General features: G+C 62.5%; 15 protein-coding genes and 1 pseudogene. 1 reads left to right on the top strand and 15 read right to left on the bottom strand.

The annotated features are described in order from the left end of the window. The first annotated feature begins 913 nt into the window (after positions 1–913). Positions 914–1,573, top strand: coding sequence for a TetR/AcrR family transcriptional regulator (locus OKW38_RS33010; protein WP_429334451.1), 660 nt, complete (start codon positions 914–916; stop codon positions 1,571–1,573). Between the two features lie 141 nt (positions 1,574–1,714). On the opposite strand, the pseudogene OKW38_RS33005 reads toward OKW38_RS33010, so the two are convergent. The 15 genes and pseudogenes from OKW38_RS33005 to OKW38_RS32935 all read right to left on the bottom strand — a co-directional run bounded on the left by OKW38_RS33005 (position 1,715) and on the right by OKW38_RS32935 (position 17,032). Next, a pseudogene (locus OKW38_RS33005) lies at positions 1,715–2,945 on the bottom strand (cytochrome P450). Positions 2,946–3,016: 71 nt separating this feature from the next. Further along, on the bottom strand, positions 3,017–4,150 hold the full coding sequence (locus tag OKW38_RS33000) for an acyl-CoA dehydrogenase family protein (RefSeq protein WP_429364972.1): 1,134 nt from the start codon (positions 4,148–4,150) through the stop codon (positions 3,017–3,019). A gap of 9 nt (positions 4,151–4,159) precedes the next feature. Further along, on the bottom strand, positions 4,160–5,368 hold the full coding sequence (locus OKW38_RS32995) for an acyl-CoA dehydrogenase family protein (RefSeq protein ID WP_090808786.1): 1,209 nt from the start codon (positions 5,366–5,368) through the stop codon (positions 4,160–4,162). A 139-nt stretch (positions 5,369–5,507) separates the two neighbouring features. Beyond that, on the bottom strand, positions 5,508–6,377 hold the full coding sequence (locus tag OKW38_RS32990) for a MaoC/PaaZ C-terminal domain-containing protein (protein WP_090808783.1): 870 nt from the start codon (positions 6,375–6,377) through the stop codon (positions 5,508–5,510). A gap of 22 nt (positions 6,378–6,399) precedes the next feature. Further along, positions 6,400–7,206, bottom strand: a complete 807-nt coding sequence (locus OKW38_RS32985) for an enoyl-CoA hydratase (RefSeq protein ID WP_090808781.1) — start codon at positions 7,204–7,206, stop codon at positions 6,400–6,402. 16 nt (positions 7,207–7,222) lie between these two features. Further along, the gene (locus tag OKW38_RS32980) at positions 7,223–8,389 is read right to left on the bottom strand and encodes an acyl-CoA dehydrogenase family protein (RefSeq protein WP_429364971.1); all 1,167 of its coding nucleotides are present in this window, start codon (positions 8,387–8,389) and stop codon (positions 7,223–7,225) included. 34 nt (positions 8,390–8,423) lie between these two features. Next, positions 8,424–9,578 (bottom strand): acyl-CoA dehydrogenase family protein, encoded by a 1,155-nt coding sequence (locus tag OKW38_RS32975; RefSeq protein WP_429364970.1) that lies wholly within the window; start codon positions 9,576–9,578, stop codon positions 8,424–8,426. A gap of 31 nt (positions 9,579–9,609) precedes the next feature. Further along, positions 9,610–10,809, bottom strand: a complete 1,200-nt coding sequence (locus OKW38_RS32970) for an acyl-CoA dehydrogenase family protein (protein ID WP_429364969.1) — start codon at positions 10,807–10,809, stop codon at positions 9,610–9,612. Between the two features lie 44 nt (positions 10,810–10,853). Beyond that, positions 10,854–11,996, bottom strand: a complete 1,143-nt coding sequence (locus OKW38_RS32965; RefSeq protein WP_429364968.1) for a CaiB/BaiF CoA transferase family protein — start codon at positions 11,994–11,996, stop codon at positions 10,854–10,856. 3 nt (positions 11,997–11,999) lie between these two features. Then, positions 12,000–12,854, bottom strand: a complete 855-nt coding sequence (locus tag OKW38_RS32960; RefSeq protein ID WP_429364967.1) for an SDR family oxidoreductase — start codon at positions 12,852–12,854, stop codon at positions 12,000–12,002. Between the two features lie 44 nt (positions 12,855–12,898). Beyond that, the gene (locus OKW38_RS32955) at positions 12,899–13,714 is read right to left on the bottom strand and encodes an enoyl-CoA hydratase/isomerase family protein (protein ID WP_429364966.1); all 816 of its coding nucleotides are present in this window, start codon (positions 13,712–13,714) and stop codon (positions 12,899–12,901) included. A 17-nt stretch (positions 13,715–13,731) separates the two neighbouring features. Beyond that, positions 13,732–14,538 carry an enoyl-CoA hydratase/isomerase family protein gene (locus tag OKW38_RS32950; protein WP_090808768.1) on the bottom strand — a complete coding sequence of 269 codons (807 nt, stop codon included), beginning with the start codon at positions 14,536–14,538 and terminating at the stop codon, positions 13,732–13,734. Positions 14,539–14,549: 11 nt separating this feature from the next. Next, entirely contained in the window at positions 14,550–15,350 is an 801-nt protein-coding gene (locus OKW38_RS32945; RefSeq protein WP_429352528.1) for an enoyl-CoA hydratase/isomerase family protein, read from the bottom strand. A gap of 105 nt (positions 15,351–15,455) precedes the next feature. Continuing rightward, positions 15,456–16,607, bottom strand: coding sequence for a thiolase (locus OKW38_RS32940; protein ID WP_429364965.1), 1,152 nt, complete (start codon positions 16,605–16,607; stop codon positions 15,456–15,458). A gap of 59 nt (positions 16,608–16,666) precedes the next feature. Continuing rightward, complete coding sequence (locus OKW38_RS32935) at positions 16,667–17,032, bottom strand: Zn-ribbon domain-containing OB-fold protein (RefSeq protein ID WP_018425526.1); 366 nt, start codon at positions 17,030–17,032, stop codon at positions 16,667–16,669. Positions 17,033–17,087 lie beyond the last annotated feature (55 nt).

The following is a 17,087-nucleotide window of genomic DNA, read 5'->3' as shown; positions in this document are numbered from 1 at the left end:
CCGCGTGACGCTGACGAGATAGTGGCGACGCTTGCATTTGCGAGGTGTCCGATTCGACTGCGCAGATTGACGATGCAAACCATGGATGGCTTTCGGAAAACCGTCCGAGCCGATGATGAATCAATAGCTTGTGCGATCGGATCAGTTTCCTCTGCAGTCCTTTTGTATAGGCTGGTCATGGACCGCGATCAGACGAATCCCTTATCCCGTTCCTGCGTAGAAGTGCCTTTCCGGTTTGCGGGGAGGAGGCGGGAACACGCGCCATGCCCCGTCGTCGTGCCGAAAGAAGAATATCGCGAGGGAGTTCTCAGCGGCGGACGACCGCGCAAGTACACACCTCGTCTGGCCTGAATTTGCGAAAGTACATCGGGTGATGTGCACCGAGCTGGTTGCAGTGGGCGCAATCCACTTGTCGATCAGCCAACGCAAAGAACCTTCCCCAACCTTCATGTCCAGCTCCTTCTACGGCCTGTGCGCGCTGCTGACATCACAACCACGAACGCAAATTGGCGACTCTAACGGGCCAACCCCAAACCCTGCGAATCCGCTGCTTCGGCTTGCGATACAGCGGGAATGGTCGGGTTCCGGCGTAATGTGTCGATTGACTAAATAGTAGTAGTCAGCCGACCCATTATCAAGCCCAGATGACACTAGGGGAAATGCTGGTATGGACAAATCTACCCTTTATTCGGGTAGGATATGTGATGTCGCGAGTGACTGGATCAGGCTTTATCTAAAAGCTAATTAGTCAGCAGACGCATATTTATTCGTCATCTGACTATCATCAGATTAATGCCGGCGCTGCCCGATCAGGATCGAACGGCGCTCGTATCAGGCGGGGTATAGCCCGCAGATACACATCCCGGACTGACAACGAGCGAGAGGACAGCAGACGCCAAGGAGAGCACAACAGATGAAAGACCTGACCATCTCATCGGCAGACCTCGGCAACACGGCAGCAGACGGGCCCAAACGGCGCGGGAACAGAACGACCCGCGTGCCCGCCATCATCGAAGTGGCGATCGAGGTCTTCGCATCCGAAGGTAACGCTGGTTTCACTCAACGCCGAATTGCCAGCGAGGCAGGGATTCGACTGAGGACCTTGCAGCACTACTTCAGCACCCGCGAAGAACTATTGCGGGCCACGATCGAGGCATACACGGATCGCTATTTCGAGCACTATCGGGCGATCGCCCAAGACAAATCCCGGTCACCGGAAGCGCGACTGGATGTCATCGTCGACGAGGCGTTCTCCGTACTGACGGCGAGCGGCGGAAACCGCGTTAGCGCCTTCGTGCTGGAATGCTGGAGCCTCGCAGAGCACGAGCCCTTTCTGCATGCCCTGATGGCGAAATCTACTGCGGATTTTCAGGGTCTCCTGGCGGAACTGATCGCGCAGATCAACCCAACCTTGCCCTCGGGAGAATGCACGTTGCGCGGCGCCCTGCTCCTTTCACATCTGCACGGTCTGGTCGTCTTTCTTCGCCGGTCCGGCGCGGACACAGTGAATGCGGACTCGTTCCGTCACGCCATGAAGGTCGTCTGGCGAGCGTTGAGCAAGGCATCTCCATAGAACTACAAGGCAGGTTCTTGTGCCAGAATCGCGCCCGGATGGAGCGGTCGGCGCGCCATGTGACGGGCGCACCGAGCCGCAGATCGCCTTCTACAGACGCACATGATCACAATGGCCAGCTCAGGCCATTGTGATCGATCCTCAGCGGACCACGTCCCAGACAAGAGGCAAGTGGTATAGCGTGCCGTTCACACCTCCGTGGACACCCGCTTTCTCGCCAGGCCTGATCTGGAAATCGGGAATCCGCTTAAGCCATTCCTGAAGGAAAACCTTCAACTCCACGCGCGCAAGGAACGAGCCGGGACAACGATGCGCGCCATTGCCGAACGTCGAATGAATCGGCGTGGGCCGAGCGAAATCGACGCTCAGCGGATCGTCGAACTTCCTCTCGTCCAGACCGTGCAGTGTGGTCGGCATGATGATCATGTCACCCTCCTTCATCTGCACGCCCTTGTACTCGAAATCGTGTGTGATCCGCCGCCCTTGATTGACCACCGGGAAGCGCCGCAGAAGCTCGTCCACGGCCTTCTGCGTCAGTTCGGGGTTGTCGATGAGCTGCTTGCGGTGGGCGGGGCTCCCGGCGAGGAATCGCGCGATAAAGCCCATTGCCGAGGCAACCGTGTCGAGGCCGCCAATCAGCACGAGACCGCAAAGCCCCCGCACTTCTTCGTCGGTGAGCGCGCGCCCGTCGATCTTCGAATGGACAATCTTGCTGATGAGATCGTCACCCGGGTTCGCGCGGCGTTCCGCAATCCTCACCCCCAGGTACTGAAAAATCGCACCGAGCGCCTTGAGCTTCTCGTTCGCATCGACCGGGCGGACCATCTTGTCAGCGAGGCCGAGCAAGTACTCGCGATCCTCGGCGGGCAGCGCCACCATGTTCATGAAAATGCCGATCGGAAGATGCTGCGCAAACCCCGATACGAATTCCACCTCGCCCTTAGGATAAAAAGCCGTCGATCAGTTCGATCGCCATTTCGCGCGCCTTCTCCTCGAGCTTGCCGATTGCCTGTGGCATGAACGCGGGCGCGATCAGCGCGCGATAGGCGGTGTGCTGCGGAGGATCGAAGAAGATCGGCGGCAACGGTTGATGCTCGACGAGCGGCACTGTCAGCTGCTTCGACGAGAAATTCTCGTAGTCCTTGAGGATGTGATAGATGTCATCGCCGCGCGTCGCGATCCAGTGTCCGCCGTTGCGGGGTGTCCAGAGAATGTCGGGAATGCCTTCGGCGTGCAACTGCTTGAGCGAGAGATGGTAGTCGTCTTCGGCACCCGGCGGATTGTAGATATCGATGTCGAACACTCGTTCAGGCAATACGTGCGCTGGAATTGGCGCCAGATCCGGAGTCCCGCCATGAGCAGCTACTGACATTAGTTGTCTCCTTTCTTCGAATCGACCGGCATGGGCGGTCGGGACCATTCTCGTCGTCTGATTAACTGTAATTACAGGAACGCACCGTACAGTTCGAGATGGTGTTCGGTGTTTCCCCAAGTCATGTCGATGCAGGTGAGCCGCTTCACGTACCACCCCACCGCCAGTTCGTCCGTCATGCCCATTCCGCCGTGCAGTTGCACCGCTTGCTGAGCGACGAAGCGTGCACTACGGCCAATCAGCGCCTTTGCGGCTGTAACAGCACGATGGGCTTCCAGGTCATCGTCCTCGCCAAGTTTCGCGGCAGCAAAGAAGACCATCGATTTCGCCTGCTCTACCGCGGTCAAAATATCGGCGGCGCGATGCTGCAGCGCCTGGAATTTGCCGATCGGCGAACCAAACTGCTTTCGCGTGCGCAGGTATTCAAAGGTCAGATCGCTCAGCCGCGACATCGCGCCGACCGCTTCCGCGCACAGCGCGAAAATGCCTTGATCGACGGCCCATTCGAGCAACGGGCAGCCCTGATCGACGGCGCCGATGACAGCAGTTACACCGACGTGTACGTCGTCCAGCACTACCTCGGCAACACGCTGCCCGTCGAGTGCCGGAAATCCTTTGACGCTCACACCTTGCGTTCGCGCACCGACGGCGAAGAGTGTGATGCCGTGCCTATCGGTCTGCTCGCCTGCGGTACGCGCCGAAACCAGCAGAATGTCCGCGCTGTCGCCGTGCAGTACAACGCCTTTGCGTCCATTCAGGATGAACCCGTCACGCGTTGGCTCGGCCCTCGTCGCGACGTTCCACAAATCGAAACGCGCACCAGGTTCGAGCGTCGCGAGCGCGGTCTTCAGGCTGCCGTCGGCGATACCGGCCAGCAGCTCGGCCTTGCGCGACTCGTGTCCTGCGCGCCCGATCAGCTTCGCGCCGATCACGGCCGTCGAAACAAACGGCTCCAGTACGAGCCCACGGCCGAAGGCCTCCATCACGAGCATGGTCTCGACCGGCCCCGTGCCAAGGCCGCCATGGTCCTGCGGCACGTTCAGTGCCAGCACGCCCATTTCGGCCAGCGTCGTCCAGTGCGCAGCCGACCAGCCCTCGGGAGTAGCGGCGAGACGGCGCCTCGCCTCGAAGTCGTATTCCTTTTCGACGAAACGGCCGACCACGTCGGCCAGCATCTGTTCCTCTTCAACCAGCGTGAAGTCCATGGCGTGTCCTCAGATGCCGAGCGCCTGCTTGGCGATGATGTTTTTCTGCACTTCAGTCGAGCCGCCGTAGATCGAAATCTTGCGCCAGTCCAGGTAGTGCGCGGCCAGCGCGTTGAGCAGCTCGCCGTTCGCGGTTTCGCCGCGCCAGTGCGCCTCCAGCGCTTCGCTTACAAAAGGCACCGCATAGGGGCCTGCGCATTCCATGATCAGCTCCGTAAGCTCCTGCTGAATCTCCGAACCGCGGATTTTCAGCACCGAAGCCTCCGGTCCGATGGGACGTCCTGCAGTTTCGGCTGAGACGACGCGCAGCAGCGACCATTCGTGCGCGATCAAATCGATTTCCACCCTGGCGATGCGATCGCGAAAGCGAACGTCCTCGATGAGAGGCTTGCCGTGCTTACGCTCGGTGCTGGCAATCTCCTTCAGACGTCGCATGAAACGCTTGCAGTTGCCGAGGCCGGCGATGTTGGTCCGCTCGTGGCCGAGCAGATACTTGGCGATCGACCAACCGCGATGCTCCTCACCGACGAGATTGCTCACTGGCACTGCCACATTGTCGAAGAACACTTCGTTGACGTCGTGGCCGCCGTCAAGCGTGCGGATGGGTCTGACCGTAATGCCGGGCGTGGACATATCGATCAGCAGGAACGAGATGCCTTCCTGTGGGCGGCCGCTGCCATCCGTGCGGACCAGGCAGAAAATCCAGTTCGCCCATTGGGCAAACGAGGTCCAGATCTTCTGGCCGTTGACGACGTAGAACGGTTGACCGTCGCGCTCGACACGGTCCGCACGCGTCTTGAGCGACGCCAGATCGGAACCCGCACCCGGCTCGGAGTAACCCTGACACCACCAGTCCTCCATCGAGATGATGCGCGGCAGGAACCGTTCGCGCTGCGCGTCGGTGCCGAACTTCTGGATTACAGGTCCAACCATCGAAAGGCCAAACGGCATCTGGCGCGGCGCGCCGGCGGTAAAGCATTCCTCGTCGAAAATGTTGCGCTGCGCGGCATTCCAGGCGGCGCCGCCGAATTGCGCGGGCCATGCAGGTGCGCCCCATCCCTTCGCGGCCAGAATGCGTTGCCAGCGCACGTAGTCTTCGCGCGGCACATGGCGGAAGTTCAGCACCCGTTCACGCATGTCGTCGGGCAAATGAGTCGCTACGAATTCGCGCACCGTGGCGCGAAATTCCTTGTCGGCGGGACTCTCTTTCAGGTCCATTTCAGCCTCCCGCCGGGCCGCCCCCAAGGGAGGCTGAAGCCCCCCCGGGGGGCCGCGAACAACAGTGAGCATGGGGGTCGTTTCATTTCAGGCTCCAGTCGCGGCCCGGCAAAGCACGTCGGCGCTGCCGGGCGCGGTTTCAGGCAATCTCCACGATTCCGTTGTTCAGCACCACCACATCGCGTGCGTCGACGCGCGCCCGCAGATGCAGACGCGTGTCACTGTCCCGCCAGAACTGGAAGCGCACTTCTTCGCCGGGGTACACCGGCGCAGTCAGGCGCAAGGCGAGTCGCTTCAGACGCTTTGCGTCGTTGCCCGCGAAGGTGCGAATCGCGGCGTAACCCGCCATGCCATAGGTCGCGAGGCCGTGAAGAATAGGCCGGTTGAATCCGGCTTTCGACGCCACCTCCGGGTCCGCGTGCAAGGGATTGGCGTCGCCCGAAAGGCGGTAGATCAACGCTGCATGCGCGCCGGTCGAAAACACGTATTCCGCGTCCGGGGCGCGCTCCGGCACAGCCGGAAGCGCTTCGGGCGGCGCGTCGCTCGCGCCCGACCCGGCGCTGAACCCTCCGTCGCCGCGCAGAAAGGACACCTGCCGGACTTCGGCAAGTTGTTCGCCCGTCGAGGCGTCGATGATGTCACGCTTGAGCTCGACGATTGCGCCCTTGCCCGCGCCCTTGTCCGAGATGCGGCTCACCCGCGTCTTGCTAACGATGGTCGCTGCAACCGGCATCGGGCGCATGAAGCGAACGTCCTGCTCACCGTGCACGAGCTTCAGGTAGTCGATGCCCGTACGCGAATCGCGCATCCACGATTTCGGCCACGCGAACGCGGCCGCGCAAGTCGGCATCGCTTGCAGGTCCTTTTCATAGACGTAGCGTAGCTGTTCTGCGTCCAGCGGGTCTGCGCCCAACCCGAGACCCAGCGAATACAGCATCACGTCGCGCTCGCTATATGTCTGCGTGACATCTTCGATCGGCCAGTTCTTGACGACTTCGTAGTTCAGCATGAGGTGGTAGTCCTATGTGTGCTCAGTAGTCCGTGAAGTTGGGCTTGCGCTTCTCGAGAAAGCTCGCCATGCCTTCCTTGTAGTCATCGCACTGGTTGGCGATCGGCATGTCCAACCCGGCGTGTATCACCGCCTCGTGGGGCGTCTGGAACGGCACCTCCCAGACCTGCTCCTTCATGATGCGCATCGAGCGCGGCGAGCAGTACTCCGCCATTTCTCGCGCGTACGCATAGGTCTCCTCGACCAGCTTGTCCGCCGGGATTGCCCGATTCACGAGTCCCATACGTTCGGCTTCGCGCCCCTTGATCTTGCGTCCCGACAGCAGCAGGTCGAGCGCGTGTGCCTGGCCGACGTGGCGCGCGAGTATCCAGGCCATGCCGTATTCCGCGCTCAGGCCGCGGCGCGCGAATGCCGTCGTGATGGTCGCGTCTTCGGACGCAAAGCGGATGTCGCAGAAAAGGGCGTGGATCAGGCCAATGCCGACAGTGGCGCCGTTGAGCATCGCGATCACCGGCTTCGGAATGGCCGGGTAGTAAGAGCAGCGCGTTTGCCAGTCGGCGCGCTTGCGCATATCGAACGGACGCGGGAGCTTCGTCATGAGCGCGGCGGGATCACCGCCGAAGCTGTGAATATCGCCGCCCGCGCAAAACGCCTTGCCCGCGCCGGTGAAAACGATCACGCGCACGCCATGGTCCGCGCCCGCCGCCTGCATCGCCTCGTACACTTCGGTCGCCACCTGGTCGTTCCAGGTGTTCATGTGTTCCGGACGGTTCAGCGTGATCGTCGCTACCCGGTCCTTGACGTCGTACAGAATGGTCTCGAAGCGCATCAGATCCCTCCAAAGCTCAGAATGAACGCGGCAGGTCGAGCACGTGCTCGGCGACGTAGGACAGAATCAGGTTCGTCGAGATCGGCGCCACCTGATAGAGCCGCGTTTCGCGGAACTTGCGCTCGACATCGTATTCGCAAGCGAAACCGAAGCCGCCATGGGTCTGCAGACAGGCATTCGCGGCTTTCCACGAAGCCGTGGCCGCGAGATGCTTCGCCATGTTCGCTTCCGCGCCGCACGGTTGATGGTTGTCGAACAGTTCGCAGGCCTTGTAGCGCATCAGATCCGCCGCGCGCACGTCGATGTAGGCCTCGGCGATCGGGAACTGGATGCCCTGGTTCATACCGATGGGCCGGTCGAACACGATACGCTCGCTGGCGTACTTCGACGCGCGCTCGACGAACCAGTAGCCGTCGCCGATGCACTCGGCCGCGATCAGTGCGCGCTCGGCGTTCAGTCCGTCGAGGATGTACTTGAAGCCCTTGCCTTCCTCGCCAATCAGGTTCTCTTCAGGAATCTCCAGATTGTCGAAGAACAGCTCGTTCGTCTCGTGATTGACCATGTTCGGAATCGGCCGCACGGTCAGGCCATTGCCGATAGCCTGGTGCAGGTCCACGAGAAAGCACGACAGCCCATCCGACTTCTTCTTCAGGTCCGACAACGGCGTGGTGCGTGCGAGCAGGATCATCATGTCCGAATGCTGCACGCGTGATATCCACACCTTCTGGCCGTTCACCACGTACCGGTCGTCTCTTTTTACAGCAGTGGTCTTCAGCTTCGTCGTGTCCGTTCCGGTGGTCGGTTCGGTCACAGCCATCGATTGCAGACGCAATTCTCCGCTCGCGATCTTCGGCAGGTATTTGCGCTTTTGCGCCTCCGAGCCGTTTCTGAGCAGCGTATTCATGTTGTACATCTGGCCATGACAAAAGCCAGAGTTGCCGCCGTTGCGGTTGATCTCCTCCATGATCACGGACGCCTCGGCCAACCCGAGACCTGAACCGCCATACTCCTGAGGGATCAGCGCGGCCATCCAGCCGGCCTTCGTCAGCGCATCCACAAACGCCTCGGGATAGACGCGCTCGTGATCGATACGGCGCCAGTACTCGTCCGGGTACGCCTTCGAGAGGTCGCGCAAGGCGTCGCGCAGTTCCTGATATTGATCGGGTGGGGAAATTCGGCTCATGAATGGTTTCCGTTTGCTTGGCTGGACGCGCGGCTCACGCTGCTGCATCGATCAGTCCGCCTGCATTGGCGAGCTGGGTCAGATGATGTTCGGTCGAACCGAACTGGATATCGATCACGCTCAGGCGTCTCAGGTAGTGACCGATCTTGCACTCCTCGGTCATCCCGATGCCGCCGTGCAATTGCACGCCTTGTTGACCGACGAAGCGGCCCGAGCGCCCGATCTGCACTTTCGCCGCCGACATACTGCGATCGCGTTCCGCCGCGTCCGGCTCCTCGCTCATCATGGTCGCGAAGAGCGCCATGCCGCGCGCCTGCTCCACCATGACGAGCATGTCGACTGCACGATGCTGGAGCGCCTGGAATGATCCGATAGGCACCCCGAACTGCTTGCGGACCTTCAGGTACTCCACGGTTTCTTCGTGCGCAGCTGCCATTGCACCTACGGCTTCCGCGCTCACCGCCGCGATCGCGTGCGCAACGACCGTTTCTATCAGCGGCAACGCGGCGCCCGCGGTGCCCAGAACGTCGCTATCTGGAACGCGCACCCGCGACAACTCGACGTCGGCCGCACGCAGCCGGTCTTGCGTCGGATACGGGTGGCGCGTCACGCCCTCTGCGTCGCCCCTAACCACGAACAGCCCGATGCCGTCACGCTCGCGCCTCCCACCGGACACGCGCGCCGACACCACGAGAACGTCGGCGCTGCCGCCGTGAAGCACAACGCGCTTGGCGCCGTCGAGCACCCAGCCGGCGGCTTCGCGTCGTGCGGTGGTCGCAACGTCCGCGAGGTCGTACCGCGCCTGCGTCTCGCTGTGCGCGAACGCCATCTGCAACTCGCCCTGCGCAATCTGCGGCAGAATCGCCGCGCGTTGCGCCGCGTTGCCGCCAAGCCGCACCAAGCCGCCGCCCAGCACGACCGTCGCGAGATACGGTTCGACCGCGAGAGCGCGGCCCAACGCTTCCATCACGATCATCGTTTCGACAGGGCCGCAGTGGCTGCCGCCGTATTCCTCGTCAAACGAAAGGCCCAACAGACCCATGTCGGCGTAACGCGCCCAAAGCTCGCGGCTGAAACCGTCCGGCTCAGCGAGATACTTCGCGCGCTGCTCGAACCCGTACTCGTCTTTGACGAGCCGGTCGACACTGTCCTTGAGCATGCGTTGCTCATCGGTGAAATCAAAGTCCATATCTGATGCTTCTCCGCAGTTCGCCCGTCGCTCAAAGTCCGAGTACGGACTTGGCGAGAATGTTCTTCTGAATCTCGTTGGAGCCGCCCACGATCGAGACATGACGCGCGAAGTAGTGATTCGGCGCAACGGTGAGCGCCCATTCGGGTTCGCGAACCGGATCGGCAAGCCCACGCAGGAAGTCGAGGTCGAGCGGTAGAGCATCCGGCCCTGCCACCTCGAGGAGCAATTCAGCCGAGAGTTGCTGCAGCTCCGAACCCTTGATCTTCAGGATCGAAGTCTTCGGGTCGGGCACGTGGCTCTGCTGCGCGCTGCTCTCGGCGATCACGCGCATCTGCGTCATCTCCAAGGCCTTCAGTTCCACCTCGACAGCCGCGACACGTTCACGAAAACGCGAGTCGTCCCACAGCACACCGTCGCCGCAGGGCACGCGCTTCGCAAGATCCTTCGCGTGACGCACGCGCATCTTCGAAACGCCCACGCGCGCAATGCCGCTGCGTTCGTTGCCAAGGAGATACTTCGCGTAATCCCAACCCTTGTTCTCCTCGCCAATTCGGTTCGCAACCGGCACGCGCACGTTGTCGAAGAACACCTCGTTGGTTTCGTGGTGGCCGTCGATCGTGACGATCGGGCGCACGGTCAGGCCCGGTGTCTTCATGTCGATCAGCAGGTACGTGATGCCCTGCTGTTTCTTGCCGCTCGAATCCGTGCGTACGAGACAGAACATCCAGTCCGCGTGATGCGCCGTCGAAGTCCAGAGCTTCTGGCCGTTGATGACATACTGGTCCCCGTCGCGCACCGCCTGGGTTCGCAGCGCGGCCAGGTCCGAACCGGCGCCGGGCTCGGAGAATCCCTGGCAGAACCAGTATTCGAGGCTCGCGATGCGAGGCAGGAAATGGCGCTTTTGCTCCTCGTTGCCGAACGCGATCAAAACCGGACCGATCATGTTCACGTTGAATGACAGCGTCTCGGGCGCCGGGGCCATGTGCAGCTCTTCCTTGAAGATGTATTGCTGCACCGCGCTCCAGCCCGTCCCGCCCCACGCCTTGTCCCACGCTGGCGTCGCCCAGCCGCGCTCGTAGAGCATGCGTTGCCAGCGGCGCAGGTCGGCCGCCGAATAGCGCTGCCCCAAGGTAGCTTTGCGTCGGATGTCGGCCGGCAGCGCTTCCTTGAAGAAGGCTCTGACCTCATTGCGGAACGCCAGCTCTTCGTCGGTATATCGCAGATCCATGAGTGTCTCGTTTCGTCTTTTATGGGTCGCCTGTCGGGTGCGGCTCAGGCCAGCGTTCCCGCTTCTTTCAACTCGCCAATGCGGCCCGGTTCGAGCCATGCCGCCAGCGCGGCGTCGATCGTGGTCGCGTCGGGCGCCTCGGGCGCCGTCGGCTTCGCGGGCACCGTGGCGGAGAAGCGCGGCGCCGGCGCGGGCTGCACGATGCCGTCCACTTCGATGAACGTGCCGCGCGCCTTCAGATGCGCATGCTCGGGTGCCTCGGTCCACGACAGAACCGGCGCGAAGCACGCGTCCGTGTGTTCGAGCAAGGTGGTCCATTGCTCGCGTGTGCGTCGCTTGAATTGCAGCGCGAACAGTGCGCGCGCGGCGGGCCAGTTGCTTGCGTCGAGCTGCGTACCCAGCGTTTGCGGATCGATGTCGAGCAGGCGGAGGAGTTCGAGATAGAACTTGTCCTCGATGGGGCCGACCGTAATCCACTTGCCGTCCGCGCATTCATAAACGTCGTAGAAGTGCGATCCCGAATCCGTGATATTCGTCCCGCGCCCGTCGCGCCAGATGCCGGCAGCCTGCATGCCGAAGAACGTGGTAGCAAGGTTGGCCGTGCCGTCGACGATCGCGGCATCCACGATCTGTCCCGCGCCGCCGTTGCGCGCATGCAGGATCGCCGACAGGAGCCCCATTGCAAGGTACAGCGAACCGCCCGCATAGTCGCCGATCAGATTCAGCGGTATCGACGGCGGCTGATCGCGGCGGCCAATTGCGTTGAGGACGCCGGTGATCGCGATGTAGTTCAGGTCATGCCCGGCGTACTGCGCGAGCGGACCTTGCTGGCCCCATCCCGTGATGCGTCCGTAAGCGAGCTTCGGATTGCGTTCGAGGCAGGCCTGCGGGCCCAGCCCGAGTCGCTCGGTCACGCCGGGTCGGAAACCTTCTATCAGGGCATCGGCGCGCTCCACCAGCGTGAGCACGAGTTCGACGGCCTCCGGGTCTTTCAGGTCGAGCGCAATCGTCTTCCGGTTGCGCAGCAACAGGTTGTAGCGCAGCGGACGCTCGATACCGAGCTTGACCGGCTGGCGACGTTCGATGCGCAACACCGTCGCACCCAGATCGGCGAGCAGCATCGCCGCCATGGGCCCCGGGCCGATGCCGGCCAGCTCGATGATTCGAACTCCTGCAAGCGGACCCATGGTTCAACCCTTGCGAGCGTGGGCGCGCATGGCGTCCCATTGCTCGTCGGTCCAGTCCTGCATCGCGCGGAAGGTCGGGCCGCCAACACCCTGCATCCAGCGGCCGCCGTCGATCACGATCATGTCGCCGGTGATGTAGCCGGAGCCATTGGACGCCAGATAAGCGTAGAGATTGGCAAGTTCCGCGTGATCGCCGAAGCGCCTCAGCGGCACCGAGCGCTCCTGCGGCTCGACCTGCGAGCCCGGCGGGTACAACTGCTCCCATGCGCCCGGCGTCGGGAACAGTCCGGGCGCCACCGCGTTCAGGCGAATGCCCTTCGGGCCCCACTCGACCGCAAGGCTACGGGTCATGGCGAGAATACCCGCCTTCGCGGCCGCGGACGGCACGGTAAAGGCCGAGCCGGTCATCGTGGGCGTCGATACGGTACTGATCACGTTGCCCGGGTGACCCGCGTCGATCCAGCGCTTGCCCGCCGCGATCGTGCAATAGAAGCTGCCGTGCAGCACGATGTCGAGCACCGCATCCACCGCGCGCGCCGACAGGCTTTCCGTGCGCGCGATGAAGTTGGCCGCCGCGTTGTTCAGCAATACGTCGAGCGGACCATCCCGCCAGATCGTCTCCATCATCGACTCGACGGACTCGCCGCTGCGCACGTCCGCCGGGACCGTCGTGACACGCGCGCCAGGCACGACGCCGCGAAACTCGTCGGCCGTCGCGTCCAGCACTTCCTTGCGGCGACCGCAGATGACGAGATCGGCGCCCAGTTCGAGGTAGCGCAGGCCGATACTCTTACCAAGGCCGGTGCCTCCCCCGGTGATGAGGATTCTTTTGTTCTTCAGCAGGTCAGGCGTAAACATATGCGTTGAACTTCCAGTAGGGACAGCAACGGAGAATGGCAGCGTCAGGCACCCGTGAAAACCGGCTTGCGTTTTTCCATGAAGGCCGTCACCGCCTCCGCGTGGTCGCTCGTTTGACGGGTCAGCGGATTGAGGTCAGTTTCGAGGCGGCATGCGTCTTCGATCGAATTGCCCGCATTGACGAGGCTCGCCTTCAGGAGCGCCAGCGTCACTGGCGGATAGTTCGCGAAGCGCGCCGCGGCCTCGATCGCCGCAGCGAGCGCGCCGCCGCTCGCGACCACCTCGCTGATCAGGCCGATGCGGCGCGCCGTGGCCGAGTCGATGACATCGCCTTTCAGCATCAACTCACGCGCCTTGCTGCCGCCGACCTTTTGCGGCAGCGTCCATAGAATTCCAGTGTCGGGAAGCAGTCCGACCTTGCCGAACGCACATGAGTACTTCGCGGTATCGGCACCGACCACGACATCGCATGCAGCCGCCAGCGACAGCCCCGCTCCATAGCACGTGCCCTCCACCGCCGCAACGACCGGCTTCGTGCCCGTATAAATCAGCTTGAACAGACGCACGCCCACCGCGATACGCTCACGAAGCGCCAGCAACTGTAGAGTGGTCGCGTGCATTTCGGACAGGTCGCCGCCCGCGCAAAAATGGCCGCCCGCGCCTGTCAGCACAATGGCGCGCGTTTGCGGATCGTCGTGCATCAGCCGGTGCAAGACCTCGGTCAGCGCAACGCGCATCCTCATGGAGAACGCGTTGCGGCGCTCGGGATAGTTCATCGTGACAATGGTCACGTCGCCTTGACGGCGCACCTGCACGATCTCGTCGGCGCCCGCGGCTTTTTCCTTCTGCTCGATACTCATCGCATTGCTCCCCGCGCTCACTCACCCGTGAAGACCGGTTTGGTCTTTTCCATAAACGCCTTGCAGGCAGCCTGATGGTCTTTCGACTGACGCAGGATGGGCTGATAGTCGATCTCGGCTCGCAGCGCGCCTTCCATGGTCGCCGCGGCGTTGGTCAGCGCGTCCTTCAGCAGCGCCACGCCGAGCGGCGGCAAGTCGGCAAGACCGCGCGCAACTTCGATTGCCTTTGCGCGCGCAGTACCCGGCCCGACGACTTCGTTGGCAAGGTGAATCGTGCCGGCCTTGTCGCCGTCGATTTCAGTGGCGAGCGAGAGCATCTCCCTCGCGCGAGCCATGCCTATGCGCTTCGGAAGCGTCCACAGAATACCGGTGTCCGGAATCAGGCCGACGCGCAGAAACGCCGCGCAAAAGCGTGCACTCGATGCAGCCACGACATAGTCGGTCGCGACCGCGAGCGACAGCCCGGCGCCGAAGGCTACGCCTTCCACGGCCGCCACGACCGGCTTGGGTCCCGCCTGCATTTCACGCACTACCACGCACGACTCCGCCAGAATCTCGCGGCTTTGCAGGATCGTGCGCTGCGTCATCTCGGAGATGTCGGCGCCGGCGCAAAAGTGCTCGCCCGCGCCCGTCAGGACGATTGCCCGCGAGTCCGGATCGTCCACCATCAGCCGATGCATCGTGTCGCGCAACAACTGACGCATCTGACGTCCCATCGCGTTGCGGCGTCGAGGATTGTTTAGCGTCACGATCGCGACCGGTCCCTCGCGGGTCACCTCGATCAGCGACGTCGTATCGTTTTCTGCCGTTTCTTTTTCGCTCATGTTGGCTTCCTTCAGTCGGCCACGAACACCGGCTTGCGCTTTTCCATGAAGGCGCTCACGGCCTCCTGGTGTTCGCGGCTGCGGCGCAGGATGGGCTGCAGGTTGACTTCCGCTTCGATGGCGTCGTCGAGCGTACGGATGCCCGTCGCGAGCGCGGCCTTCAGGTGCGCGGTGGCCACCGAGGGCAGTTCCGCGTACTGTTGCGCCACCTTCGAGGCCGCGTTCAGCGCCTCGCCGGGCTCGACGACCTGATTGGCAAAACCGGTCTCGCCCGCTTCGACGCCGTTGAACTCACGAGCACTCAACATGAGCTCGCGTGCAAGGCCACCGCCCACGCGCTGCGACAACGACCAATAGAGCCCCGTATCGGGCAGCAGCCCGACCTTGACGAACGCGCTCGCATAGCGCGCGGCCGACGATGTGACGACATGATCGCAAGCAGCGGCGAGCGACAGACCAGCGCCAAACGCAAACCCTTCGACGGCGGCGACGATCGCTTTCGGGCCTTCCACCATCAGTCTAAAAATATCGAGCGGCAGTTCATTGCGCTGTCGATATTCGAGCACCTTGCGCGTCTGCATCTCCGAGATGTCGCCACCCGCGCAAAACGTATTGCCCGCGCCGGTCAGTACGATCGCACGGCACGCTTCCTCATGATGCATCAGGCGATAAAGCCGCGCGTACAACGTCTCGCGCATCTTTAGCGAAAACGCGTTTCGCCGTTGGGGATAGTTCAATGTGACGATCGCGATTGCACCGTCTTGCCGGACCTGTACGATCTCTGCTGCATCGTTGCTGGTCTCTTCGCTCATCTGTCCGTCTCCTGTCGATCGGGGTTAGCGTTTTAGCGCTTACTCCGATCCCATGCAAAGCTGTTGACAGTGACCCTGGCGGGCGGCGTGTCTCACAGCGTGTCTTTACAGGGTTTCCTGCGTCCCGAGAATCACCGTGGCCTGGCTCGAGAGCACACCACCGTTACCGTGCGCGATTGCCAGTTTCGCACCGGGTATCTGGCGCTCACCAGCGCGGCCCGTCAATTGCCGCATCGATTCTTCCATCAGGAACAGTCCATACATGCCGGGGTGAACGCAGGACAAACCGCCGCCGTTCGTGTTGACCGCGAGCCGGCCGCCCGGCGCGATGCCGCCGTCCGAAACGAAGCGGCCGCCTTCGCCTTTAGGGCAAAAGCCGAGGTCTTCGAGAAACAGAATGGTGTTGATCGTGAAGGCGTCGTACAGCATCGCGACGTCGATATCGTTCGCCTTCACGCCCGCCATTTGATACGCACGCCTGCCCGATTCCGCTGCGGCAGTCACCGTGAGATCCGGCATGCTCGCGATTTCGCGGTGCGAAGTGGCCGAGGCCGCGCCGAGCAGATACACCGGCTTGTCGGTGAGATCACGCGCTCGATCGGCGCGCACCATGACGATCGCTGCCGCGCCATCCGTCACGAGGCAGCAATCGCGCACGGAAAGCGGATCCGACACGAGGCGCGCGCCCATCACGTCGTCGATCGACAGGGGCGTGCGCATATACGCATCCGGATTCAGTTGCGCCCACTTGCGGGCGGCGACGGCCACCTCGGCCAGATGCTCACGCTTCGTGCCGTATTGATGCATATGACGCGCCGCCGCAAGCGCATACGACGACACCGGATTCATCGGCTTATACGGGCTCTCCCACGGCGAAGGACGCGACGACTGCACGAGCTTGCCCGCCGCGCTGCGCTGATTGCTCCCATATGCAATCAAGGCAACATCGATCTGTCCCGTACACAACGCCATGGCCGCCGTATGCGCGTAGATTTCGAACGCCGATCCGCCGCTTCGGTTGTTGTCGGTGAACTTCGGGTTAATACCGAGGTATTCGGCAAACGTGAGACCCGACAGCATGTCGTCCGGCGTGCACACGAAAAGGCCGTCTACATCGCCAGGCGTAAGTCCCCCCTGGGCGAGCGCGTCAACGGACGCACGCGCAGCAAGGTCCAGCGACGACAAGCCAGGTGCTTCCCCCATCCCATAGGTGGCGCCTGCCACCAGTGCGGTACGCCCGCGCAAGTTGAATTCCATTCGATCTACCTTTCATCGGTGTGACCGGCTGTTGACGGCCGGCTGCGGGTTAGCGGGCGTCAGGCTGGTTCGAACACAAGCAATGCCGCATCCCCTCGGTACACGATCTTCGCCTGCACCGGCATGCCAATGCGCACGGCCTCCGGCTCGATGCCCTCCACACAACTCAGCATGCGCACACCTTCTTCCAGATCGATCACTGCGACGTTGTAGCTGGGCGTGGGCGATTTCTGGCGCACCACGGTAGTGGAATAAACCGTCCCCTTCCCGCAGGCTTCGACCCACTCCAGATCGCGCATCCCGGTAACCGGCTCAGCCACCCGCGGGTAGAAGACATAGCGGCCGCTGCCGCGGCTGCGCTGGATCATCAAGCGGCCCTCGGCCAGGAATTTCTGATAATCGACTTCAGGACAAAGAGAGTCCATTCCCCGCTCCTCCAAATTGTTTTGCCATGGGCTCACGCCGAATCGAGCCGCTCCG

This window comes from Paraburkholderia sp. MM5496-R1, from assembly GCF_050436205.1.
Taxonomy (GTDB): domain Bacteria; phylum Pseudomonadota; class Gammaproteobacteria; order Burkholderiales; family Burkholderiaceae; genus Paraburkholderia; species Paraburkholderia tuberum.
The sequence above is the reverse complement of the archived record's forward strand: the minus strand, read 5'-3'. Positions and strand labels throughout refer to the sequence as shown.